The organism is Sorangiineae bacterium MSr11954, assembly GCA_037157815.1.
Classification (GTDB): Bacteria; Myxococcota_A; Polyangia; order Polyangiales; family Polyangiaceae; genus Pendulispora; species Pendulispora albinea.
Window position 1 is genome coordinate 11657208 of record CP089984.1, and the last position, 23758, is coordinate 11680965.

Annotated in this window: 15 protein-coding genes; 7 read left to right on the plus strand and 8 right to left on the minus strand. The window is 65.4% G+C overall.

Translation table 11 applies throughout. The features are described from left to right. Window positions 1–53: 53 nt before the first annotated feature. Together LZC94_45865 and LZC94_45870 are read left to right on the plus strand one after the other, a co-directional pair. Window positions 54–3287, plus strand: a complete 3234-nt coding sequence (locus LZC94_45865) for an AAA family ATPase (GenBank protein WXB15134.1) — start codon at window positions 54–56, stop codon at window positions 3285–3287. Then, the gene (locus tag LZC94_45870; protein ID WXB15135.1) at window positions 3284–4189 is read left to right on the plus strand and encodes a haloalkane dehalogenase; all 906 of its coding nucleotides are present in this window, start codon (window positions 3284–3286) and stop codon (window positions 4187–4189) included. The genes LZC94_45865 and LZC94_45870 overlap by 4 nt, the downstream gene beginning before the upstream one ends. Window positions 4190–4203: 14 nt before the next feature. Here LZC94_45870 and LZC94_45875 read toward each other — a convergent pair whose 3' ends face one another. Continuing rightward, a complete protein-coding gene (locus LZC94_45875) occupies window positions 4204–5073 on the minus strand; it encodes an intradiol ring-cleavage dioxygenase (GenBank protein ID WXB15136.1) in 870 nt (289 codons plus the stop codon). A 252-nt stretch (window positions 5074–5325) separates the two neighbouring features. Between LZC94_45875 and LZC94_45880 the strand changes: the two genes are divergently transcribed. Further along, window positions 5326–5994: a tetratricopeptide repeat protein gene (locus LZC94_45880; protein ID WXB15137.1), complete on the plus strand. Its 669-nt coding sequence runs from the start codon at window positions 5326–5328 to the stop codon at window positions 5992–5994. A 127-nt stretch (window positions 5995–6121) separates the two neighbouring features. Next, window positions 6122–6964, plus strand: coding sequence for a GAF domain-containing protein (locus LZC94_45885; GenBank protein WXB15138.1), 843 nt, complete (start codon window positions 6122–6124; stop codon window positions 6962–6964). A 341-nt stretch (window positions 6965–7305) separates the two neighbouring features. Here the strand turns inward: LZC94_45885 and LZC94_45890 are convergent, their stop codons facing one another. Then, the gene (locus LZC94_45890; protein ID WXB15139.1) at window positions 7306–7941 is read right to left on the minus strand and encodes an NAD(P)H-dependent oxidoreductase; all 636 of its coding nucleotides are present in this window, start codon (window positions 7939–7941) and stop codon (window positions 7306–7308) included. A gap of 102 nt (window positions 7942–8043) precedes the next feature. On the opposite strand from LZC94_45890, the gene LZC94_45895 reads away from it, so the two are divergent. Further along, window positions 8044–8886, plus strand: coding sequence for a LysR substrate-binding domain-containing protein (locus LZC94_45895; GenBank protein ID WXB15140.1), 843 nt, complete (start codon window positions 8044–8046; stop codon window positions 8884–8886). A gap of 26 nt (window positions 8887–8912) precedes the next feature. Here LZC94_45895 and LZC94_45900 read toward each other — a convergent pair whose 3' ends face one another. The 4 genes from LZC94_45900 to LZC94_45915 all read right to left on the minus strand — a co-directional run bounded on the left by LZC94_45900 (window position 8913) and on the right by LZC94_45915 (window position 16673). Continuing rightward, window positions 8913–10925, minus strand: a complete 2013-nt coding sequence (locus tag LZC94_45900; protein WXB15141.1) for a lamin tail domain-containing protein — start codon at window positions 10923–10925, stop codon at window positions 8913–8915. Between the two features lie 290 nt (window positions 10926–11215). Next, a complete protein-coding gene (locus tag LZC94_45905; GenBank protein ID WXB15142.1) occupies window positions 11216–12235 on the minus strand; it encodes a hypothetical protein in 1020 nt (339 codons plus the stop codon). A gap of 392 nt (window positions 12236–12627) precedes the next feature. After that, complete coding sequence (locus LZC94_45910) at window positions 12628–15309, minus strand: serine/threonine-protein kinase (protein WXB15143.1); 2682 nt, start codon at window positions 15307–15309, stop codon at window positions 12628–12630. Between the two features lie 107 nt (window positions 15310–15416). Next, on the minus strand, window positions 15417–16673 hold the full coding sequence (locus LZC94_45915; GenBank protein ID WXB15144.1) for a hypothetical protein: 1257 nt from the start codon (window positions 16671–16673) through the stop codon (window positions 15417–15419). A 541-nt stretch (window positions 16674–17214) separates the two neighbouring features. Between LZC94_45915 and LZC94_45920 the strand changes: the two genes are divergently transcribed. Beyond that, on the plus strand, window positions 17215–18024 hold the full coding sequence (locus tag LZC94_45920; GenBank protein ID WXB15145.1) for a hypothetical protein: 810 nt from the start codon (window positions 17215–17217) through the stop codon (window positions 18022–18024). A gap of 88 nt (window positions 18025–18112) precedes the next feature. Further along, entirely contained in the window at window positions 18113–20266 is a 2154-nt protein-coding gene (locus LZC94_45925; protein ID WXB15146.1) for a c-type cytochrome, read from the plus strand. A gap of 410 nt (window positions 20267–20676) precedes the next feature. Here LZC94_45925 and LZC94_45930 read toward each other — a convergent pair whose 3' ends face one another. Beyond that, window positions 20677–21885: a PQQ-dependent sugar dehydrogenase gene (locus LZC94_45930; protein ID WXB15147.1), complete on the minus strand. Its 1209-nt coding sequence runs from the start codon at window positions 21883–21885 to the stop codon at window positions 20677–20679. 286 nt (window positions 21886–22171) lie between these two features. Then, entirely contained in the window at window positions 22172–23737 is a 1566-nt protein-coding gene (locus tag LZC94_45935; protein WXB15148.1) for a long-chain-fatty-acid--CoA ligase, read from the minus strand. Between the last annotated feature and the right edge of the window lie 21 nt (window positions 23738–23758).

Here is a 23758-nt window from a genome sequence, read left to right on the forward strand (position 1 = left end):
AGCGCATCGTCGGTCGCACGTATGTGACGCACGAGCAACTCGGGCGTGGCGGTATGGGCAACGTTTTCCGTGCCACGGACCGTCTGAACGGCCGTGCGGTAGCCCTCAAGCTGCTCGGGGAAGGGCAGCCCTCGGACTCCAGCGTGCAGTCGGCGAACGGGCTCCTCGCGCTGGCCCGCGAGTTCCAAACCCTCTCGTCCTTGCATCATCCCAATGTCATTCGGGTGCTCGACTACGGGTTCGACGAGCTCGCGGGTCCCTACTTCACCATGGAGCTCCTGGACGATCCGCGCTTCATCACCCAGGAGGCGCAAGAGCAGTACGATACCTCGCTGGAGGCCAAGCTCGCGCTCCTCGCGCAGCTCCTTCGCGCCCTGCTCTATGTGCATCGGTGCGGCATCGTTCACCGGGATCTCAAGCCATCGAACGTGCTTTGCCTTCGCGGGGTCGTGCGCCTGGCGGACTTCGGCCTGGCGACGATGGCCGGGAATGCCAGCGAGCTCGCGGGTACACCGCAATACATCGCGCCCGAAATCTGGTTTGGTTCGCCCCCCAGCGTCGCCTCGGACCTTTATTCGTTCGGGGTGATTGCCCACGAAGTGCTCTTTGGCCGTCCTCTGGCAGGTTCGCGCCGCCCGGGTCTCGATTGGCTCACGGCGCCCGAGGTGGAGCTCCCAGGGGCCACGGGGGCCATCGTGGCCAAGCTCCTCGCGCGCAAACCCGAAGAGCGGTATGAGAGCGCGTTCGAGGTCCTGCGCGATCTCAACGACAAGCTCGGCGTGCCGCTGGACATCGAGACGGTGGCCACGCGCGAGAGCTTCTTGCAGGCATCGTCGTTCGTGGGGCGCGATTGCGAGCTCGGAACGCTCATGTCCGCCTTCGACGCGGCCAGCCAGGGGCAAGGCGCGGGGTGGCTCATCGGGGGCGAAAGCGGTATTGGCAAATCGCGGCTCACGGCCGAGCTGCGAACGCGCGCGCTGGTCTCCAACGCCTGCGTGGTGATGGGGCAAGCCGCGGTCGCCGGCGACACCTCGTATGCGCTCTGGATCCCGGTGCTGCGCACCCTGGCCGTGCGGGCACCTTTGCCCGACGACGACGCGGCGGTTCTTCGCGAGCTGGTCCCCGATCTTCCGGAGCTCTTGGGCCGCGCGCTGCCCTCCGTGGGCGCCATGCACCCCTCGGCGATGCAAACGCGCCTCTGGGCGGCCATCGACGCGCTCTTTCGCCGGCAGCCGCAGGTGACCGTGGTCCTGCTCGAGGATCTGCAGTGGGCCAACGCCGAGAGCGTGGCGCTGCTCGCGCACCTGGCCGAGGAGGCGCGCTCGCTGCCGCTCCTTTTGGTCGGCACCTACCGCGACGAAGAGGCGCCCGAGCTGGCGCAGACCCTGGCCGCGACCTCCACCCTGAGGCTCCGGCGCTTGGAACGAACCAACGTCGCCAAGCTGGCCGTGTCGATGCTGGGGGCAGGCGGCGGCTCCTCCGAGGTCGTCGATTACCTTTGCCGTGAGACCGAGGGAAATGTCTTCTTCTTGATCGAGGTGCTCCGCGCGCTGGCCGAACAGGCGGGCCGGCTCGATCGAATCGGCGAGTTCGCGTTGCCGGAGGGATTGCTCACCGGCGGCATCGAGCGCATCGCCCTGCGCCGGGTGGACCGCGTCCCCGCCGAAGAGCGCGGGCCCCTGGAGCTCGCGGCCGTCCTCGGTCGCGATCTCGATCGGGTCGTGCTCCAGCGGCTCTTGCCGGAGCTGGCGCTCGATCGATGGCTCGCGCATTGCGCCAACGCGGCCGTGCTCGAGAGCCGCGGCGACGATTTCCGGTTTGCCCACGACAAACTGCGCGACGCCATCTTGGCGCGAATCCCGCCCGAGCGCCGGAGGACCTTGCACGCCCAGGTGGCCTCCGCCATGGAATCCCTTTACGAGGGCCCGCTCTCCAACGCCAAGAGCGCGCTGCTCGCCTACCACTTCCACGAGGCGGGCGAGCACGCTCGCGCGGCCCACTTCAGCGTGCGCGCCGGCGATTACGCGACCCGGCTCTGCTCCTATGGCGAGGCGCGCGCGCACTATGCCGCCGCCATGAGCGCCATCGAAAAGCTGGAGGTGACGTCGGACACGCGCCGCTGGCGGATCGACCTGCTCCTCAAGCAGATTTACACGCTCTTGGTGGCCGAGTCGGCCGAGCAGAATTTCAAGCGCGTGGCCGAAGCGCGCGCCTTGCTCGCCGAGTGCGAAAAGAACGGCGGCGCGACCAAAGAGGATCGCGCGCGTCTGGCGCGCCTCGATTACTTTCACGGGCGCATTCACTTTTATCGGGGCGAGACCCCGCAGGCGCTCGGCTATTACCGAAAAGCGCTGCCCATGGGCATGGAGCTGGGCGACGAAGAGCTCATCGCGCTCCCCTCGTGCCTCATTGGCTCCGCGCTCATCATCGACGGCAACGCCAAAGAGGCCGAGCCCCTCCTGGCCCAGGCCATCGGCCCGCTGGAGCGCCTCGGCGAGCCGTTCGAGTGGTTTCGCGCCGTCGGCTACCACGGTTTGAGCTTGGTGGCGCAGGGCCTGTGCGAGGCCGGCTTCTCCGAGCTGGATCGGGTGCGCGCGCGGGCGCGCGAGATCGGGCAGCCCAGCCTCCTCTCGGCTGCAAATTTGATGACCGGCTCCACCTGCTTGTTCAGCGGCGATTGGCCGCTGGTCATCGAATTTCTGGAGTACACCTTGGAGTTTGCCGGGCAGACCGGCGACAAATTGCATCTCAGTCTGGCCTGGAGCGGTATGGGTTGGGCGTACAGCCATATGGGCCAACACGAAAAGGCGGAGGACTGCCGCGCCAAGGCCCAGCGCATCGCCGACACCATGGGCGGGCGGCTGATGCTCAACGATTGGTACCGCGCGGGCGACGCCGAAATCGCGCTCAACGCCGGCGATCACGATCAAGCGATGCGCCGCGCGCGCGAGCTGCTCGAGGAGCACTCCGGGGGCGGAAAGCTCTTTTCGCGCGGGGTGGCGGAGCGCGTCCGGGCCGAGGTGGCCGCGGCGATGGGCGACCACGACCTCGCCGACGAGCACCTGCGCGCGAGCATCGCCTTTCACGAGCGCGGCGCCATTCATGTGCAAGTTGCACGTACCCGCTTTCGCGCCGCGCTGCAGCTTCGAAGGCGTGGAGACGCCTCCCGCGAGCGCGCGAACGAGCTCTATCAGCGCGCGCTGGGCGAGTTTCGCACCTTTCGATGCGACTATGCCGTTGCCGAATGCCAGCGCGTGTGGTGCGCTGAGCCCGAGGGTACACCATGACGATCATCCGCACGCCGGAACATCGATTCGAGAGCGTGACCGATTATCCCTTCGAACCACACTATGTCGATATTCGCGACCTCGACGGGACCCCTCTGCGGATGCACTACGTCGACGAAGGGCCGCGCGACGCACCCATCGTGCTGATGCTCCACGGCGAGCCGACGTGGTCGTTTCTCTATCGAAAGATCATCCCCGTTTTGACCGCCGCCGGCCAGCGCGCCATCGCGCCCGATCTGGTCGGATTCGGCCGCTCCGACAAATTCGCCGAGCGCAGCGCCTACACCTACGCGCGCCACGTGGCGTGGGCGTACGCGTTCATCGCCGCGCTCGATCTGCGCGAGCTCACCTTGATTTGCCAGGATTGGGGTGGCCTCATCGGATTACGGCTGGTGGCCGAGCACCCGGAGCGCTTCGCGCGCGTGATCGCGGCGAACACCTCGCTGCCCACGGGCGACCGGCCGATGCCGCCCGAGTTCGCGGAGTGGCAGCGCGCGTCGCAGGAGGACCCCGTCTTCTCCGCCGGCGAAATCGTTCAACGCTATTCGTCGCTGCCGCTGAGCATCGCCGCACGAAGCGGCTACGACGCGCCGTTCCCCGACGAGTCGTACAAAGCCGCCGCGCGCGAGTTCCCCATGTTGGTCCCCACCACGCCCAACGATCCGGCCAGCGAGCCAAACCGGCGCGCGTGGGATTTACTCGCCCAATTCCGCCGCCCTTTCCTCACCGTCTTCGGCGACCAAGATCCCTTTTCGTCGGGCGGGGAGCGGGTGCTGCAAAAGCGCATTCCGGGCGCGGCGGGGCAGCCGCACCGCGTCCTTTCGGGGGTGGGGCACTTCATTCAAGAGGACGCCGGCGAAGAGCTGGGCCGCATCGCCGCGAGCTTCGTCGCGGGGCGCTGATTGGTTACGGGCGCTCACGCGGAGGCCAATACGAAGTCGTACTCCAGGTGCCAATGCCCTCCCGGGCGAGCCTCCCCGGGCTGTTCGTCGTCGCGGTCGCCGCGGCGAGGTTGGAGCTCGGCGATCAAGCTATCTTTCACCCCGAACACCACGTCCGACTCCAGATACGGATCGCCGTCGATGAAGACGTGGGTCACCAGCTTGCGGTAGTGCGGCTTCTCGATCATGAAGTGGACGTGCGCCGGCCGCCAGGGGTGCCGTCCTTGCGCCTCGAGCATCTCCCCCACGGGCCCATCGTGCGGGATGCGGTAGGGCGCGGGGCGAATCGTCCAAAACCGGAACGCGCCATGGGAGTCGGAGCGAAGGCGCGCGCGCATGGTGGATCGATTCGCCAACTCGGGTCGCTGAACGTCGTAAAGTCCGTGCTCGTCGGAGTGCCAAACGTCGATGAGCGCATCGGCGATCGGCTCGCCGCGCGCCGATTTCACCGTTCCGGTGACCAGCAGCAGCTCACCGGTGGCGCCGGGGGAGATGTTCGCGCCGATGGGAACATCTGGCGCCCCCTTCACGTGATACGGACCGAGCACGGTGGACTCCGTGACCCCGCCCTCGGCGCGATGGTTGATGGCGTCGACCAACATCGACACCCCCAATGCGTCGGACAGGAGCACGAACTCTTGGCGCTTGTCGTCGCAAAAGTGGCCGACGCGCGTGAGGAACTCCACGCCCGCCTCCCATTCCTCGAACGTGGGCTCCACCTCGCGGATGAAGGCGTGCAGATGGCGCACCAGCGCTTGGCTGATGGCGCGTGTACGTGCATCCTCCGCGTTGGAGATGCGCGCGAGCGCCGCCGTGGTGATGTTCGTCTCGTCGAAGTTGCGCATCGGGACCGTCCTCCCGTTTTCGTCCAATCTCGACGCTACCGCATCATGGCGCGCGCGTCCGCCGCCGCAAGCACTCTTCGGAATTCGTTGGATGTCGTCATCACTCTTTCCATCCTGCTCGCCCGGGATCAAACGCAGTATAGGTGGGGTGTGCAAGTGTGCGCATGTCCCATTTGGCGCATCCTGCGCATCATTTCTGCGCGCGAATCCCCGCGAAGGCGGCCATCCTTGCGGCTACGATATTGCCCAAATATGGGTTACCTCGCTTACTATTTGGCCATCTTTGCGTGTTCGTATGCCACGTCTTATCCGTACGCTGCGGCCCTGGTGATCGTCGTTTACCTGCTGAGGGGGTATTTACCGGATCCGGTGATCTGGCTCCGCACGGCCTCGAAGATGCGCGCACTCGCTACGCAGATTCATGTGAACCCTGCCAACATCACCGCGCGCCGCGATCTGGCGCGCCTCTACCTCCGCCGGCGCCGGCCAAAAGCCGCGCTGAAGCTCCTCGACGAAGCCCGCGCCCGCGATCCCGAGGACGCCGAGCTTCTTTACCTGACGGCCCTCGCCCGCCACCGCTCGGGCGACTCGGAGGGCGCGATCGAGCCCATCGTCGCCGCCGTCGCCATATCGCCCGTCCTCCTCTACGGCGAGCCTTATCTCCTCGCCTCCGACGTCCTCATGAAGCTATCCCGCTTCGAAGAAGCCGAAGACGCCCTCGAACGTTACATGGGCTCCAACAGCTCGTCGGTCCAAGGCTGGCTCAAACTCGCGCTCGTCCGCAACCAACGCCGGAACAACGACGGCGCAAAACGAGCGCTGCGCGAGGCCTTCACGACCTGGTCCCAATTACCCCGCTACAAGCGCCGGCAAGAGTTCGGGTGGTGGCTGCAAGCCGTCGTCACGCGCATTCTCATTTAGCTTTGGAGCGCCGGCGCCTGCGCGCGGCGGGCTTCGCGCTTTGGCTCTACCGGAAGCGCGAAGTTGGTTCATTGCACATCAACGAGGAGTGTGGACTTTCCAATCGCGACTAGCATTGGATCCATAGTTGACGAGCGCGTCCATCGCGCTACATGATTCGCGCACCGTGGGCATCGTGGGCCTGCCAGCGACATCAGGGCGTCCGTGGTACGTCAAGGAAACGTGGCCTGCTCTCGCCGCGCTCTTTTTCGCCATCGTCAGCGGCGGCTTTGCGCTGGTGAACGAGATCTATGGTCTTGGACAGCCGAATAACCCGGGACAACCGAGTGGCCATGGTCGCTCGATTCAGATCGCGGTGCTCATCGTGCAAATCGCGTCCGCGAGCGCGCTGGGTCTGCTCAAACTCGCGCAGTCCAATTACAAGGACAAGATCGACGAAAAGAAGGAGACCCCCAGCGATCTAAGGGGTCCCTTGCACGTGCTGCATCGAGTCATCGCAAAACAGAAACGCCGCGAGAACCCCGAAGAAGGATGGCTGCGCATTACGGTGCATCGCGTCTACAAGAATACGAAGGGGGAGGAAGAGCTCGAACAAAGTGTCGATTACGTCGGAAGCAAGGACGGCGGGGCCGGACGCACCTTCTCCGCCAAGTCGGGGTTGATTGGCCGGGTGGCAAGGCTCAAGGAGCCACGCAAGTTCGAACGGGTGAGCGGCATGTCTTACGACGACTGGATCACTTATTGCGTGGAGCACCTTGGGATGACGCACGAGGATGCCAGAAAGACACGGGACAAGCGCTTTTCGTTCATTGGCGTTCCGATCTCGAGCGGAGAGAAGGTTCGTGCGGTCGTGTACGCGGACTCGAGTGAAATGCAATTTTTCGACGAAGCGACGACGGATCTGGTCTTAATTGGATGTGCGGGACTAGCGTCGTTCATCGACGAGCATTATTATATGGGGTTGGCATGAGCTCGGCACCTTGGAAAAGCGCTTCCGGCGACCCGCCAGAAACGATTGAGTTTCACGTTGTCTCCGCCAAAAACGCGCAAGTTAAAGAAACGGTGATCCGGCTTCCGGCCCGTATGGCGAGCCAGCTCGAAATCCGCGGTTTCATACCGCCGTGGACGCCGCCAGCGGACGCGCCTTCGACGCCGCCGAGCTCGAGGCCGGTGGTCGCGCGACACGCGGCGCGCGCTCGCGTGCGTACTGTAGCGGCCGAGGCAACCTCCGAACGAGCGTCCGAGCCGCCGTCGAGTCGAAGGACCCGTTGCGAATCCGACAGCCCATCGGGTTAGCTCGAATGGGAGCGTTCAGAAATAGCGCGCCAGGTTTTCTGCTTCGAGCCGGCCTTTGGCGCGGCTCTCGCGATCGATGCCCGGGCCAAAGAGGGTCCGCTCGACGACCACGGAGTGAATTTCGGTCACCCCGATGAATCGGAGCCAAGCCTCGATGTAGGGGCGCTGGAAGTCATAGGATTCGCCGGGGGTCCAGGCGGAGGTCGGGGCGTAGTCGAGGCCGCGTGCGTAGATGACCGCGGCCTTCTTTGCTTTGACCCGGCCGGAGAAGCCTCGCTCGTCGAACGAGAAGAGAATGTCTTTTTGGGAGACGAGGTCGATGAGGTGTTTGAGACGATAGGGGATGCTGAAGTTCCAGAGTGGAATGCCGAGAAGGAATTTGTCGGCCGTGAGAAAGGGCGCCGCGAGCTGCTCGAGCACCCTCCACGCCGCGTTCTGCGCGTCTGTTCGGTCGACGCCCGCGAGCCCGGCGTATTTGGCCTCCAAGGCGTGTTGATCGAACGGAGGGAGATCCGCCGCCCAGATATCCAGCTCGTGGACGGCATCACCCGGGTTCGATTCGGCGTAGGTCGCCAGAAATGCCCGGCTCACTTCGATGGATACCGAGCGTTGCTTGTTGGGTGACGCCTCGACATAGAGCAAGTTTGCCATGCCCGAAGACGTAGGCTGCGCGGACTCATTTGACGAACGAATATTTCGAGTGGTATTCATCCGAAACGTCAATCAATGGCGCGAATGGGCGCGGAGAACGGCATGTTCGAAACCGAGTTGCTCCGAAGCTTCGTCACCGTGGCGGATCTCACCAGCTTCACCCGCGCGGCGGAGTGCCTGCACTCGACGCAGTCGACGATCAGCGCGCAGATCCGCAGGCTCGAGGAGCAGGCGGGCCAAACGCTCTTTACGCGCAGCACCCGGCAGGTCCAACTTACCCGGGCCGGCGAGGTTCTTCTGGGCTATGCGCGCACCATCCTGCGCCTGAACGAAGATGCGAGGGCGCGGCTATCGGGGACGCGGCATGCCGGGCAGGTCCGGCTCGGCGTCTCCGAGGACCTTGCGGCCGTATGGCTTCCGCAGGTCCTTGCGCAGCACGCGACATGGCACCCGAACGTCCAAGTCGACCTTCATGTCGGGTTCGGTGAGCAGCTCTTGGACATGCTGGACGAAAAGGAGCTCGACGTGGTCGTCGCCGGCCTTTGCGACGAGCAGGCCGGCGGCTCCCGTCTTTGGAGCGAGCCGCTCGTCTGGGCCTTCTCCGGGAACGCCACCTTGCCGGTGCCCGCGCCGCTGGCGTTCTTTCAGGAGCCTTGCCCCTACCGCGATGCCGCGCTCCGATCGCTGGCCGGCACCCCGGCGAAATGGCGCATCGCGTGCACGAGCACCAGCCTCGCCGGTCTAAGGGCCGCCGCCCTCGCCGGTCTCGCCGCCACACCGCTGCCTCGCAGCATCGTCGGCCCGGGCCTGCGCGCTATCGAAACGGACGAGGGGCTGCCCGCGCTCCCCGACGTGGTCTATGCGGTGTGGCTCGGCTCGAAGAAGCAAGCCGCGGCCGGCCTCGTACGGATCATCGAGACCGGGCCGGGGCCCGCGAAGGGGTAGCGGCGAGAAGGCGCTCGGTGCGCGCGCTACTCGGCGAGCTGCCGCAAGAGGCTCGCCGGGGGAGCCTCCTCGTGGACGAGGGTGGGCGCGGTGTCCGGCGGCAGGGACTCCATGACGAAGGGTTCGTCGCGGGCGCTTTGGTTCTTCGGCGAGCCCTGCGCGGCGGCGGGCTTCGTATAGCTTCGCCCGGTGATCAGAATGAGGCTCGACCAATCGTCGTGATCGGAAATGGCGGTTCGCGATCCGTCGAGGTTCACGTCTTGCGCATAGCTCGAGGAGGCGGCCTTTCCGTCGAGGTTCCAGTCGCCATACGCATTTCCATCGCGGCCGCGCCCGATGATGGCGCCCTCGCGCAGCGCGTTTTCGCTCAAGGATTGCCCCGAGCCGTCGGAGTAATCCATGCGGAACTGCGCGCTACAGGGGCCCTCGGGCTCGTCGCAGCGGCGGTAGGTGTTCGCGTTCGGATACCCGGGCACGGCGCGGCTCTCGTACACGTTCATTCGGAAGTAGTACCTCTCGGTGGGGCCCATGCCGCGGGGGTTCGAGGGCAACCCCTCGAGCTGGTAGAGGTAGTTCATGATGCTGTAGTAATTGGGCTTTTGATTGCGGTTCTCGAACCCCCCATGGCGCAGCGAGAGCGTGTGCCCGAGCTCGTGCATGATGGTGCTGGCTTGATCGTTCTCGAGCTGCAGCCTGCGTTGCTCGGTGTCGGTCTTGAATCCCCAGTTGCCCATGGTGACGATGAATTTGTTGCCCGGGAGCTCGGCCTTGCCCGAAGAACCACCGTCCCCCGACTCGAGCTGCGACGATCCCATCAACATGTACCGAAAGATGGCCCGCCGCGACGCCGTCATGGATGACGAGACGTATTCGTAGACGTTCTTGCACCCGGCGCCCACGGCGCTCGTTTCCAGTTGGGTGCACTTGACGTAGTCGAGCGCATGGCTCGACCCGGACAGGTTGTACCTGGCGGTGTCGAATTCGTTCGCGAAGAGCGTGCCGACATCGAAGTGCACGTGGATCCCATGGCCCGTGAAGGCGCTGACCACCTTGGTGAGCGAGCTCTCGCGCGGCGTGATGCCCGGATCGTCGCTGGTCAAATAGTCGACGTAAATGAATAAATCTCTCTGCCCCTTGCGCGCGCCCATGGCGTAGAGGTTCAACCCCGCGAAGCTGCCGCCTTCGACCTTGGCCGAGTCGGGGATCCCGTCGTTGTCGCTGGAGACCGCGTCTTTGGCCACGTCGTTCTTTCCGCCCGGGGTCGGAAATTTGACGAGCGTCCAATCGTCTTTGGTCTTCGTGGCCGTAAACGCGCCGCTCATGCGGACGATCGATTGATCGTAGCTGTCGATCGGATCGATCGACTCGCTCGGGCCGTAGTTGGATGGGGTCACGAACACGGGTACGTTGTCGGTGGCGCTCGTGGGCCAAGCGCCCGCGGTGGTGGGCGCCGTTTCATCGCCGCCGAAGCGCACGAAGTCGGCGGTGTTGCCACCTTCGAGCAGCTCGACGAAGCCGGATGCGCCCCAATAGGGCATGTAGGAATTGGCGTCGAGGAGGTAAATGGAGTCGGACGCGCCCTTTAGAAATGTGGAGGCCTTCCCTGCGATGACCAGATACCCGCCCGCCGGGATAGTTTTGTCCGGCAAGGTGAATGTCACGGACGATTTTTTGGTTCCATTGGCCGTCCGCCCACCGCTGCGTAGCTTGTAGTCCTTCAACGAAATGGCGGTGGTGCCGGTGTTGACGAGCTCGATCCACGACACCGCATTTCCTTTGAAGTTGGCCGCGACCTCGCTGATGTAAAGACCTGCGGGCGGCGCCGTCGCCGGGGCTTCGTCTCCTCGGGCTTCGGCCTTCGTATTCTCCGCCGCCGGCGCGCGGTCCGACCGGGAGGGCGTGCCGAGGTTCGCGACGTTCGACTGCTCCGGCGCGGCGTTTTGTGAGGTGTCTTCGATCGCGGTGCTGCATCCCGAGCCAATGACGAGAAGCCCGCACACGGGACCGAGAATGTTCGATCGCGCACGAATGAAACGCATGATTCTGTCCTCTCACGGCGAGGTGGATCGGTGCTTCGATCCGCAAGGGCACTCGCAGCTCGCCAGCGCCTTCCGGGGGCGCGCGGCTGCAATTCCGCTCAACGGGACGAAATAGGATTACCACGTTTGTTGCCGGCGGCGCTTCGATTTATGAAACGAAGTTGGCGAAAGAGCACGATCCGACATCGTTGTGGGTACAACGATGTCGGATGCAGCTCATAACCCGATGCGCACGTGGGGTGGGTGCGCGCTGCTCGTGCGAGAGGACGGCTCCCGACCGTGCGAAGCGGTCAACGAAGCGCGGGTGCGTCGATGACGTAGATCTTCGTCCCCGTGCGCTCGGGATCGCGCTCGCTCGACTCGAAGGCGATGCTCTTGCCGTCGGCCGACCAGGAGGGGGCGCCGTCGTAGCCGGAGCTCGTGGTGACGCGAATGGGCCGGCCGCCGTCCCGCGCGATGACGAATACGTTGGCGTAGGCCAGCCCACCCTCGTCGGAGGAGTAGACGATGTAGGCCCCGTCCGGCGACCAGGCTGCGTCGGTGTCGCTGGCCTGCGAGCGGGTGACGTTGCGCAGGGAGTCTCCGCTGGGAGACATCGTATAGATTTCCCAGTTCACGTTTTCTGCGCCCGACCCGGTCGCGAGCCCTCGTTGAAAGAGGATGCGATCGCCGGAGGGCGACCAATTGGGTTGTTTGTCGTTGGGGCCCGCGGTGAGCTGGACGAGCTCCGTGCTGTCGGTGCGGACCCTCCAGATTTGACCGTCGTCCTCGCGGTCGATGGGGTGCGACTCGAAGACGATGTATTGGCCGTCCGGTGAGATCGAGGGCTCGCTCGCTTGCCGGTTCCCCACGCGGGTGACCTGTGTGCGGTGGCCGCCTTGCGGATCGACGAGAAAGATCTCTTCATGCCCCGACGCTTCGGAGCCGAACGCGATGCGATTCAGCGTGGCGTTCCAGCATGCACCTGGGAGGTTGATGCTTTGGACATTGAACGGCGTCAGCTCGAACGGCGTCCCGCCCGCGGTGGAGATGCGTCCGACGAATGAATTTCCATCGTTGTAGCCTTTACGAAATCGCGTGAATACCAGCTGGTCTCCGTTGGGAGACCAGCAGGGGTTTTGCAGGCTTCCGCCGGAGGCCGATATCGCCACCAGCCGCGCTTTGTCGGGGCGTGCGGCCGTCAATGGATTCGTCGAGGTGACGGTCGCCTCGGGCGCGTCGGCGCTTGGTGCGTCCGGCGAGGGCGACGAAGGAGAAGAGCTGCACGCGAAGGATGTTGCGACCAGGAGCAAACCGAGGATCGTTCTCATGGGCCGCGCTGCTCAGCAAGTTATGCACCGGTCGATTGACGTCGTGCCGGCCTTCGACGACGTGCGAACATTCGCAGACGAACGCCGCGATCGAGAAATGCCATTTCACGGGGGTGCCCATTTCGCATCCGTCTTACGCGCGAGACACGGCGTCTTCATCGTGAGACGGGCGCACCGCGGTTCGCCGAGACGCGTGCGCCGCGGTCACGTCACCGAGACGCGTACGCCGCGGTCACGTCACCGAGATGCGTGCGCCGCGGTCACGTCACCGAGATGCGTGCGCCGCGGTCACGTCGCCGAGGCGCGTGCGCCGCGGTCACGTCGCCGAGGCGCGTGCGCCGCGGTCACGTCGCCGAGACGCGTGCGCCGCGTCGCCGAGATGCGTGCGCCGTTCAGCGTCCCGCCGGATGCGCCGCGAGCCACGCTTCGAGCCGCGGGAGCGCGGCGGCGCTCTCCGCCTGGCCGTCGCGGTACGTGTCGCGGGCCGCGAGCGCGAGGGAACGCGCGCGCGCCACCTGCCGGGGCTCGAGCGCCTTGGCCAGATGGAATTGCACGTCGGCGCGAAACTGGGGATCGATTCCGTCGGTGCAAAGTCGGAGGGCTCGTTCCAGGTGCAGCCGCGCAGACGCGGTGTCACCCGATTCGAAATAAGTAATCCCCAGACCGAGCAGCGACGAGACCAACTCCGAGTGCTCCGGCCCGTACAGCCTCTCGGAGATGCCGAGCGCCCGCGTGTGCAGGACAATGGCCTCGCCGTATTTCTGCCGGGCCGTCAACGCGTCGGCCAAATTGTCCAGATACACGGCCACCACCGAGTGAACGCCGCCGTGCACGCTCTCGGCGATCGCCAGCGCCCGCCGGAAGTGCATCTCCGCCTCCGCATATTTTCGCTCGGCGCTCAGAATGGCGCCCAATCGATTGAGGGCGACCGCGATGTTCGGATGATCCGACCCGAGCAGGCGCTCGTAAATGGCGCGACCGCCCTCCACGTGCTCCCGCGCGGCCGCATTTTCCCCCAAGACGTGCAGGAGCCACCCCGCGTCCAAGAGACAGGCCGCGAGCTCCCGGCTCTCGGGCCCGAAGTGCGCGCGGGCCATGGCGAGCGCCGGCTCCAGCTCCGCGCGCGCCTCCGCGAAGCGACCTTGCTCCCGATACGCCGACGCCAGGCGCCGCCGCCGCGCGATCTCCAGCTCCTGGTTGCTGCCCGCCCGAGCGATGGCCGAAATGGCTTCCCCGTTGATGAGATGCAAATCGTTCGCGCGCAATTGCAAATGGCCGACGACATACAGAAGATCGATCCAAGCTTCGGCGCGCGCCGCATCGTCGTGCGCGCGATCGGCGGCCCACGCCGCGCGATAGAGCTCCGCCTCGGCCTCCTTCGGCGGGCTACCCGTTTGAATGAGGAGATCGCCGTGGAGGCGCAGGGCGCGTGTCTCGAGCGACGCCTCGCCGATGGCGAGCGCCTCCGAGACGGCGGGCTGCATCGACGCCATCGCCTCCTTGAAGTGCCCGGCGTCGCGCAGCGCTTTGGCCTCCGCCAGGGCCGTTCGGAGCGCAAAGACGCGCGCGGCCATGGCGGGGTTGGACGGCGCGCCCGCGTTCGACGGCAACGCCCTTGCGTCCGCGCAGCGCGCCGGTTGCACCAACGACTGCGCGGCGCCCACCGCGTTTTGCATGGTCGCCGCGTCCGCGCGCGTGTAAACGCCGGCCAGCGCGTTCAGCTCGTTGAGCCGCTCGTCGAGGCACTCCATGCGCGCATCGAGCCGCTCCGAGGACTGCTCCCCGCGCACCCACGTGGCTTCGCACGCGTCGACCCGCCCGCGCACCCAATCGCGCGCATAGGTATCGAGCGCGCCGCTCACCGTTTTGAAGGTATGTTCGGCATAAGGGAGCCCGGTCGCGCGAAATGCATCGTGGACGGCTCGTTTGCGCGCGTCGTCCCACACCCCCGAGAGCTTGCGATCGAGGCCGCTGCATTTTGGCTCCGAGGGGCGCCATAGGTTCCTTGCACCGAAAAAAACAAGTACAGTCAACGCGGCCCACGCGATCCACACCCCGCGCCGCCGCCACGCCCGGCGCGGATTGCGCCCGATGGCCTCGAGCAGCGCGTTCATCGAAGGATGGCGCACGGACGGATGGCCCGCGAGCGCGCGGACGACCGCTTTGCGCAGCCACGAGGGTACATCGCTCCCTTTTGGCACCTCCGAGATACGGCCCTCCATGATGTTTCGGCCGCGCTCGGGGAGGGTCATGCCGGCGAAGGGGCGCTCACCGTACAATCCCTCGTAGAGCGCCACGGCAAAGCTGAATTGATCGGAGGCGGCGCCGGCGTGCTCGAATCGAAGCTGCTCCGGCGACATGTAGGCCGGTGTTCCAAATGCCAAGCTCGGATCGTGCGCGACGCGCCGCGCATTGGCGCCATCTTCGGACGGCGCGTGCGAATCGCGCACCGTAGGTGCACCTGCGTCCGCGCGCGCCAGCCCGAAATCGCTTACGCGCACCCGCCCGTCACGGCCGATGAGCACGTTCTCGGGCTTGAAATCGCGGTGCACCAGACCGGCCGCGTGCGCGGCTGCGATGCCCCGACCGGCCTCGACGAACACCTGCACGACCTCGCGCCACGGCCGCTTCTTCGCTTGGAGCCACTCGCGCAAGGTGGTGCCGCTCACCCGCTCCATGGCGATGAAGATGCGGTCTCCGTGAAAGCCCGCGTCGAACACGGTCACCACGTTGGGATGTCCCACGCGCGCCATGGCCCGCGCCTCCCGCAGGAGCCGCTCGCCGTGATCCACCTCCGTATCGCTCGCGCCCGCGCGCAAAATCTTCAGCGCGATGGTGCGATCCAGCTCGGGATCGTGCGCCGCATAGACGACCCCCATCCCCCCCTCGCCCAGCCAATCGACGACGACATAGCGGCCGACCCGCTCGCCCATCGTCAACGGTCCGGCGAGATCGTGCCTCGCCGGCGGAGAAGGCTCGGTGACGGTGTCCGAGCCACCGACCTCCCGCTGTTGCTCTTCGGTCGGCTTGCCCGAGGGGCCTGCCTCGACTCGATTGGATTCACACGATGACACGAAACTTCCACCCGCCCTTGCGCCAAGACCGGCCGCGGCGGTGGCAGATACTAGCTCATCCAGCTTCCAAAACCAACGAGTCGTAAAAATATGATTTCATAGCAGGCTCAATAGCCAGGTGGGAGCACCACGTAATTCAGTGGCACGATCGATCCACGGCAGTTCCACGCCGAGGGATTGTCGACGTCGGGGCACCAGGCGATCGGGCCATTCAAATAATCCATGTAGAGATCGTGGTAGCCGGGGAACCCGGGCACCGTTCCCCGATCGGCGCGCGCCGTGCCCCATGAATTTTTGATTCGTAAGAACTGAATCTGCGTCGATGGCAAGAGCGCCGCGTCGAGCTTGGCCCGATCGCCCGCGTCGTTTGGATCGAGCGTCACCCCCGCGGCGAGCACCCCGAAGGACTGCGTGCTCGCTTGGTAATCCTCCAAGACGACCATGTGCCCGCCTTGCGAACCGGGCCGCCCGCTCGCCCGGAGGGTCGTCATGTCGAAGGCGCCGCGCCGCGGACCGTCGCCCGACTCGAGCGCGTTGAAATCGACGTTCCACGTGAGGATCACCGGCTGGCGATCGTGCAGGGCTCTCTGGACGCGAATTAGAAAATTCCGCCGGTCCGTGCTCCCGCTCGGGTAATACACGGTGCTCCATTCGCCCATGGCGCTGGAGAGCGCGGTGTCTTTGACGGTCCCTCGATTCGAATCGGTCACGCGCTCGGTGTAGCGGACCAGAAATGCGCCCGGCGAAACGACGGGCGTCCCCGCCAGGTTGGCCCCGTTGCCGAGGGGGCGCGCGGCATCGGCGCCGAACGCGCCATCGAGCCAATCGCGCGTGGGGCTCGTAAGTGCCCACGCTTCGTCGAGCACGCGGCGAACCAAAGTGCGATTGGCGCGCGCCGAGCGGGTCGCGAGGCGGCCGCGCGAGAGCTCCGCGTTCACGGTATCGAGCGCGAGCTTCTGTTGCGCCGACATTTCGCCGTTCGTGTCGGTGGATACGAAATCCGCCGCGCGCACCAAGCCGCGGCGGGCGACGATCCGATCGGCGATCGCTTCGTTTCCGCCCGTTCGAACCTGGGAGGCGGAGCCATCGACGATTTGATCGAACCAATGCCAGTACGTCCAATACGACTGCGAAGTGTCGAATCGTTCGCCGGTGGCGGAGAGGTGCATCGACTCGATCCAGCTCGCTTCCGCATAGAGCCAGCAATTGCCGATGGATTGCCTTTCGACCGCCGTATGCGGAACGTCGACGATCGAGCCGGAGCTCGAGCCGGCCTGTTCGCCCCGTGTTTGGTCGCAGCCGAAAAGTACGTACGCACACAAGCCGGCGGCCATGGCGCGAACGGCCCTGGAACGATGTTTCATGTGGGACCTCGATGGTTAATCGCGATTGAATGCGATGTCCGGCTCCTATGTGGCAGCAGGGAATTGCCGTCAAGCGCCCGCCTCCGCGGAGCGCGCATGGCGCCGGGGCGATGGATCGGCGGCGCGATCCATGACCGACATGTAATAAAGAATGCGTAAAGAACCGGCCTTCTGCGGCCATTTCGCGGGCGCGGCAGTACCCGATATCCCGCGCGAAGCGGCGAATCGGTGCGATTTGGAGCGTGCGCGCGCGCCTCTGGGGCAAAGAGTGCCACGCGACCATTCGCTAGCTCGCGCGCGCATCATGCTGCGATGTGCGGTGTTTCGATCCAAAAGAGCGATGGTCGGAGAGCAAAAAAATGCTCCGCTCACCGATTCGAAGTCGCGCGCTGCTAGACTGCCAATCCGACCTTCGATGTGTGAATTGGAAATGGCACCACCGTTGCAAAGTGGCCCGCACGCACGGTCCCGTAACTGGGAGGGGGGAAGCCGCGCTTTCTAGGGAAACGCGTAAATCGCGAAACGGGAAAGAAGGTACGACATGAATATGAAATTTATCTGGTCGAGCGCACTCGTTGGCGTCGGTGTCCTGGCTTCGGCGTGCGGCAGCAGCTCCGAGGGAGGGGGCTCCGACACCGAGAACAAGACGGCCAGCAGCGCTTGGGGATGCGAGGCCAAGGGCAGCGATCGCGTGGTGTGCACCAGCGCGATGACCTTGATGGAGGGCAAAGAGAACAACCTCGACGCCTACGTGTGCGCCCCCGGCGACAAGAGCGCGAAGTGCCCGGACGAAGCCGCGATCAAGGAGACGGGCGGCACCGCGATCGACGCCGAGAAGGCGGCCGCTTACGACGATCTCCCCTGGGCTTGCCTCACCACCGGCAAACACCAAGTGCAATGCGCGCGCGATCTGGTGATCCAGGGCAAGGCCACCGAGCAGACCTTGAGCGGCAGCGGCGGTGGTAGCGGTTGCGGCAGCTGCGGCGGTGGTGGCAAGAAGCCGGTGCCGCCGCCCAGCACGTGCTCGGTGAGCGCGTGGGAAGATTACTTTCCGTCCCTCGCCCACGAGATTTATCAAGGCTTTGGATACAACGTGGACTTCCCGCGCAATGTCTTCAATGTCAGCGCGCCGCTGGGCGAGCTGGTGTCGGGCGGTATCATCAATACACCGGGCAAGCCGAGCTGCTACGTGGCGGAGTGGGATCTCCGTCTGCAGGCGTGGCTGAAGGCCGTCGCGCGCGGTTGCGTCAATCTTACGGGGCCCATCCTGGTGTGGTGCCAGCAGGCTTCCAACTACGCCCCCCACTCGCAGCAGTGCAACGCCACGGGCAGCTGGTCGACGGGGAAGTGAGCGGTTTGGTCGATTCTATCTAGATAACTAGTTCGCGAATTGGGGTGGTGAGCACGTGACACGAGTCGCACGTTATCTATTGGCCGTCTTGGGGTTCGTCGCCATCGCCTTCGTGGCCATGGCGGATACCGTCGGGACTCGTACGACGTCGTCCGTCGCGGTGTCGATCTTCGCACCGCTCGGCGAACCTCTCCCCGGCATCGATTCGGAGGCCCGCGTTCGGTTCGAGCGCGGGCGCGCCGTGGCCACGCGCCGCTTTCTGCCCTCCGAAGGGCTCGGGCCGGCGTACAACGCCACGTCGTGCCATGGGTGCCATGAAAAGCCGGTCACCGGCGGCGCCGCCTCGCGCTACCGCGGGGCGCCTCTGGAGCAACACTCCAAAACGGAGCATATCGCACCGTTCAAACATCATTTCACCGCGACGTCCGTGGAGCCCCGAGAGGGAAATCCGCGGACGGCGCACCTGCCGCTTCCATTCTTCGGCGTGGGGCTCCTGGCCGAAATTCCGGCCGAGGAGATCATCTCGCGCGCCGATCCGAGCGATAGGAACCACGATGGCATCCGTGGAAAGGTCAACTTCGAGCGCGGCTTCATCGGCCGCTTCGGACGCAAAGCCCAGATGTCGACCCTTCGAGGTTTCGTGCGCCTCGCGCTGCTCGATCAAATGGGGGTGACGACGTCACCCGTCCCGCCGCTTTACATGCGCGAGCGCTATTCGCCCGCCGAGCTCCCCACCTCGGACGCCGATTCGGCCCCCGATCCCGAGCTGGGCTCGGACGATCTCACCAACTTGCTCGCGTTCGTGGCGCTGCTCGCGCCGCCGCCGCCCGATGCGCCCACCCGCGAGACGCGCGCCGGCGAAGAGACGTTTCGCGCGGCGGGCTGCACCTCGTGCCATGTGCCCTCCCTGCGCGGTCCGCGCGGCCCGATACCGGCTTATACCGATCTTCTGCTCCACGATATGGGGCAGGACATGGCCGATGGCGTGGTGGTGGGCGAGGCGAACGAGCGCGAATTCCGCACCACGCCGCTGTGGGGTCTGGGCGCCGCCGGGCCCTATTTGCATGATGGGCGCGCCGACACCCTCGACGAGGCCATCCGCGCGCACGGCGGCGAAGGACTTCGCGCCGCGCAAACGTACGCGGCGCTCTCCGAGAGAGAGCGCGGCGCGCTGCTCGCGTTTCTGCGATCGCTCGGCGGGAGCGGATATCGCCCGGACGGCCTCTTGCCGAAGAACGCCCCCGTGCCGGCCGCGGGCGCGCCCGGCGGGCCTCTCGCCGCGCTCTCCCAGGCGGAACGTGCGCGCTTCGTACGCGGGCGCGACGTGTTCGATCATGACTTCCGAAGGTCCGAAGGGCTGGGGCCCTTCTTCAACGGCGATGCGTGCCGGAGCTGCCACTTCGATCCTGCCATCGGCGGCGCAGGCCCGTCCGACGTGGACGTGGTGCGGCACGGGATCCTTGGAGCCGACGGTGTCTTCGAGCTGCCGGCGAGTGGCGACACCATGGCGCACAGGTTTGGCCTTGCGGGTAGATCCCCGTTCATCGACGCGAAGGCCAATTTGTTCGAGCGACGGCAGACGCCGACCATCTTCGGGGCGGGGCTCGTCGACGCCATCCCCGAGGAGAGCATCCGCGCGCTCGCCGATGCGCAGGACCGCGACGGTGAGGTGCGCGGCACGGTCAGCGTCCTCGCGGGCGGCAACGTCGGCCGCTTCGGATGGAAAGGGCAAATGGCATCGCTCTCGGACTTCGTGGAGGACGCCTTCACCAACGAGCTCGGGCTTCCCACGAGCGAGCTCGCGAAGGCCCTCGGCCCCAGCGCCTTCGACGATGTGGTGTACTTCCTGGGCAAGCTCGCGCCGCCCATGCGCCGAGCGCTCCCGCCGGAGATGGCTGCGCGCGGAGAGGCTGCGTTCTCGGCCGCCGGGTGCGCGAGCTGCCATACGCCGATGTTGCGCACGCGCGCCGGCGAGCCTGTACCGCTCTTCAGCGATCTGCTCCTGCACGACGTGGCGCCCAAGAACGCGCCGCTCATCGTGCAGAACGGTACGCGTTCGTTTCGCACGCCGCCGCTCTGGGGCTTGCCGTCGACGGCGCCGTACTTCCACGATGGGATGTCCGAGACCATCGAGGCCGCCATCGTGCGGCACGACGGTGAAGCCAAACGAAGCCGTGAGCGCTATGGTGCCATGAAGGAAGACGATCGGGCCGCGCTCCTCGCGCTTTTACATTCGCTTTGAGAATTGAGAAAGAACCACGGAGGCACGGAGACACGGAGAGAGCTCCCGATGACTTCCCGCAATACTCCTCCGTATCTCTGTGCCTCCGTGGTTAATCAAGTCAGGGCTGAAGTCATTTCCCGTCGCGCGCGACGGTTCGAAATCGTTTCGGCGTTGCGTCAGAACCCATCCGAGTCGAGGACATCGCCGGGCCCGGTGCTCGGACCCGCCATGGACTGGTGTCGTTTGCTACGATCCTCGAATTCGTTCTTGGTCATTGAAGAGCAACGTTGAAAATTTGAGCAGTGGCGCCGAGCCGCGGCCATCGTTGTTGGGTTAGAACCCATCCGAGTCGAGGACATCGCCGGGCCCGGTGCTCGGACCCGCCATGGACTGGTGTCGTTTGCTACGATCGTCGGGTTCGTGGTTGGTCATTGAAGAGCAACGTCGAGAATTTGAGCAGCCGCGCCCGAGCCGCGGCCATCGTTGTTGCTGGTGGTGAGCCAAAGGCCACCGCCGGGTGCTGGCTCCACCGTACGCAACCGTCCATAAGTACCTTGGAAGAAGGCGCGGGGCGCGGTGGTGGTGTTGCCGTTGATCGTCATAACCCATAGCCGCTGACCGCGAAGGGACGCAAGGTACAAAACGTCTTTGACGATGGCGAGCCCGCTGGGTGAAGCCTCGGAGGTCCGCCATTGCTGCACCGGGTTGATGAATCCCGACGTGCTGCAGCGACCTTCGCAGGTCGGCCAACCGTAGTTGCCGCCCTTTTGGATCAGGTTCAATTCGTCCCAGGTGTCTTGACCAAACTCCGACACCCAGAGACGGCCCTGCGAGTCGAACGCGAGACCCTGCGGATCGCGCAGACCGTAAGCCCAGGTGTAGCTGTTCGGGAAGGGATTGTCCGCGGGGATCCCGCCCTCCGGCGTCAGGCGGAGGATCTTGCCATTCTTGCTGTTGACGTTCTGCGAGTTGGGACGATTGTTGGCGTCGCCCGTGCCCGCATAGAGCATGTTGTCGCGGGGCCCGAAGCGCAGACGCCCCGCGTTGTGGATGCTCGCCCTCGCGATGCCGGTGAGCACCACGCTGTGGGAGCTCGCGACGAGCTGCCCATTTTCGTACTTGATGCGTACGATGCGATTGTCATTGGGCGCCGTGTGAAAGAAGTAAACCCAATGGTCGGTCGCGAAATTCGGGGAGAGCGCCACCCCCAATGCACCGCCCTCGCTGCCTCTCGGCCCACCGTTGGGGATCCTTCCGACCACCGCCGTCTGCCCGTTTGGCGCGACGCGGATGACGTTGTACGTGTTGCGCCCCGCGATGAGCGCGGAGCCATCCGGCAGAAATGCGAGACCCCACGGAACTTCGTTCGTGCTGGCGATCTGCCGGACGGCGCCGGGATCGCCAGGTGCGAGCGCCTCGCTCGATTCGTCGGTCGACCCCGTCTCCTCGGATTGAACATCGCGATCGCGATCGTTTCGGGCGTCGTCGATGTCATTTTGATTTTGGCCAGCGCAGGCGATTCCGAGCGAGCCTGCGAAGATAAGAATCGGCAATCGCGTGACTAGCTTGATTTGCGCCAATCGGCGAAATGTCGAAAGACGCTTCTGCTGCACATTTACTTCGGTCGATGTTTGCATGGATCATCCTCCCGAGCGCGTAGCGAGGGGTGGGCTGTGCAGGGCACGGGACCCTCGGTCCTGGTTTAGGACCTGTTATTTGTCCGAAGGAACAGCAATGGCGCTCTCCATAATCGACAATCGGCGCGAAGGCGATCGAAACTCGCACATCGCGCGAAATGTGAAATTTATGTACGAGCACGCATTGAAATGATCCATTCACCCTTCTGGAACCGTACGGTCATTCGACCGACATGACACGCGGCGTCGCAAAAGGGTGAACCGTTCACCTGCATTCGTCACGCGCTCATAAGGTGACGACCGCCGATCGGCCGGCGCGCAATACGTATTTCTGGATCTTGCCCGTGGCGGTCTTGGGGAGATCGGCGACGAAGACAATCGCATGCGGTGCCTTGAAATGCGCCAAGCGATCTCGGGCAAAGGTGCGCAGCTCCGCCTCGGTGACCTCGGCGCCTTGCTTGAGCACCACGAAGGCGTGCGGCGCCTCGCCCCATTTTTCGTGAGGCATGCCCACGACGGCTACCTCGTGCACCGCGGGGTGGTGGAGCAGAACCCCTTCGACCTCGATGGACGAGATATTCTCGCCGCCGCTGATGATGACGTCTTTCAGGCGATCGCGGATTTCGACATAGCCGTCGGGGTGAACGACCGCCGAGTCGCCGCTGTGGAAGTATCCGCCCGCGAAGGCGCGGGCCGTCGAATCCGGATCGCGGTAGTAGCCTTCCATCACCGCGTTGCCGCGCACCACGATCTCGCCGATGGTCTGCCCGTCGCGCGGCACGTCGCGCATGGCCTCGTCGACCACGCGAAGCTCGCCCGAGGTGATCAGCTCCACCCCCTGCCGCGCCTTGAGCCGCGCGCGCTCGGAGAGGGGGAGCGCCGCGTGCGCCTCGCATGGCTCGCACACGCTGATGAACGGCGCCGTCTCGGTGAGGCCGTACACGTGGAGGAGCGCCCACCCGAGCTCCGTTTCGATGCGCTCGATGGTGCTCGCCGCGGGCGGCGCGCCGGCCGTGAGCACACGCACGCCGCGCGGGGCACGGCGGCGGAGCTCCTCGGGGGCGTTGGCGATCGAGATGAGCACGGTGGGGGCCGCGCAGAGCACGGTGATGCGCTCGCGCTCGAGCTGCTCGAACACCGACGGCGGGTCGAGCTTGCGCAAGCAGACGTGCGTGGCGCCCACGGCGGTGTTGGTCCACACGAAGGTCCAGCCGTTGGCGTGGAACATCGGCAAGGTCCACAGGTAGCGGTCCGCGCTCGACATGGGGTGGTGCACCAGGGTGCCGACGGAGTTCACCCACGCGTTGCGATGCGTGATCATCACGCCTTTGGGGCGCGACGTGGTCCCGCTCGTGTAGTTGATCGTCAAGAGGTCGTCCTCGCCGATGGCCGCCGGCTCGAAGCGGGGCTCGGCCGATGCGAGCAGCGACTCGTAATCGAGCCATCCTTCGCGCGCCCCTTCGAGCGCGACCCAGCGCTCGACCTCGGGGCATCGGCTGCGAAGGGCATCGACGGCCTCGAGGTAGTCGGCGTGGACGCAGACGATCTTCGCGCCGCTATGCTCGATCATGTACGCAAAGTCAGACGCGATGAGGCGGTAGTTCAGGGGGACCAACACCGCCCCCAGCGCCGGCACCGCATAAAACGACTCGAGCTGCGCGTGCGTGTTGGGGGCGATGTACGCGACCCGATCGCCCTTGGCGATCCCGAACCTCTGGAGCACGTTCGACCAGCGATCGCACCGATCGAAGAACTCGGCATACGTGTAGCGCAACGAACCGTCGACGACGGCTTCTCGGTCCGCGTACAGCGCGCGCGCGCGACGCGCAAACTCCATGGGCGTGAGTGACACGTGCATCTCGAACCTCCAAAC

What these genes read in the sequence shown, in the direction of transcription:
- LZC94_45915 (WXB15144.1), bottom strand. Translation starts at nt 16,673, where the DNA reads ATGAAACATCGTTCCAGGGCCGTTCGCGCCATGGCCGCCGGCTTGTGT.
- LZC94_45920 (WXB15145.1), top strand. Translation starts at nt 17,215, where the DNA reads ATGAATATGAAATTTATCTGGTCGAGCGCACTCGTTGGCGTCGGTGTC.
- LZC94_45865 (WXB15134.1), top strand. Translation starts at nt 54, where the DNA reads ATGGGCAACGTTTTCCGTGCCACGGACCGTCTGAACGGCCGTGCGGTA.
- LZC94_45875 (WXB15136.1), bottom strand. Translation starts at nt 5,073, where the DNA reads ATGCGCAACTTCGACGAGACGAACATCACCACGGCGGCGCTCGCGCGC.
- LZC94_45930 (WXB15147.1), bottom strand. Translation starts at nt 21,885, where the DNA reads ATGCAAACATCGACCGAAGTAAATGTGCAGCAGAAGCGTCTTTCGACA.
- LZC94_45895 (WXB15140.1), top strand. Translation starts at nt 8,044, where the DNA reads ATGTTCGAAACCGAGTTGCTCCGAAGCTTCGTCACCGTGGCGGATCTC.
- LZC94_45870 (WXB15135.1), top strand. Translation starts at nt 3,284, where the DNA reads ATGACGATCATCCGCACGCCGGAACATCGATTCGAGAGCGTGACCGAT.
- LZC94_45880 (WXB15137.1), top strand. Translation starts at nt 5,326, where the DNA reads ATGGGTTACCTCGCTTACTATTTGGCCATCTTTGCGTGTTCGTATGCC.
- LZC94_45905 (WXB15142.1), bottom strand. Translation starts at nt 12,235, where the DNA reads ATGAGAACGATCCTCGGTTTGCTCCTGGTCGCAACATCCTTCGCGTGC.
- LZC94_45900 (WXB15141.1), bottom strand. Translation starts at nt 10,925, where the DNA reads ATGCGTTTCATTCGTGCGCGATCGAACATTCTCGGTCCCGTGTGCGGG.
- LZC94_45890 (WXB15139.1), bottom strand. Translation starts at nt 7,941, where the DNA reads ATGGCAAACTTGCTCTATGTCGAGGCGTCACCCAACAAGCAACGCTCG.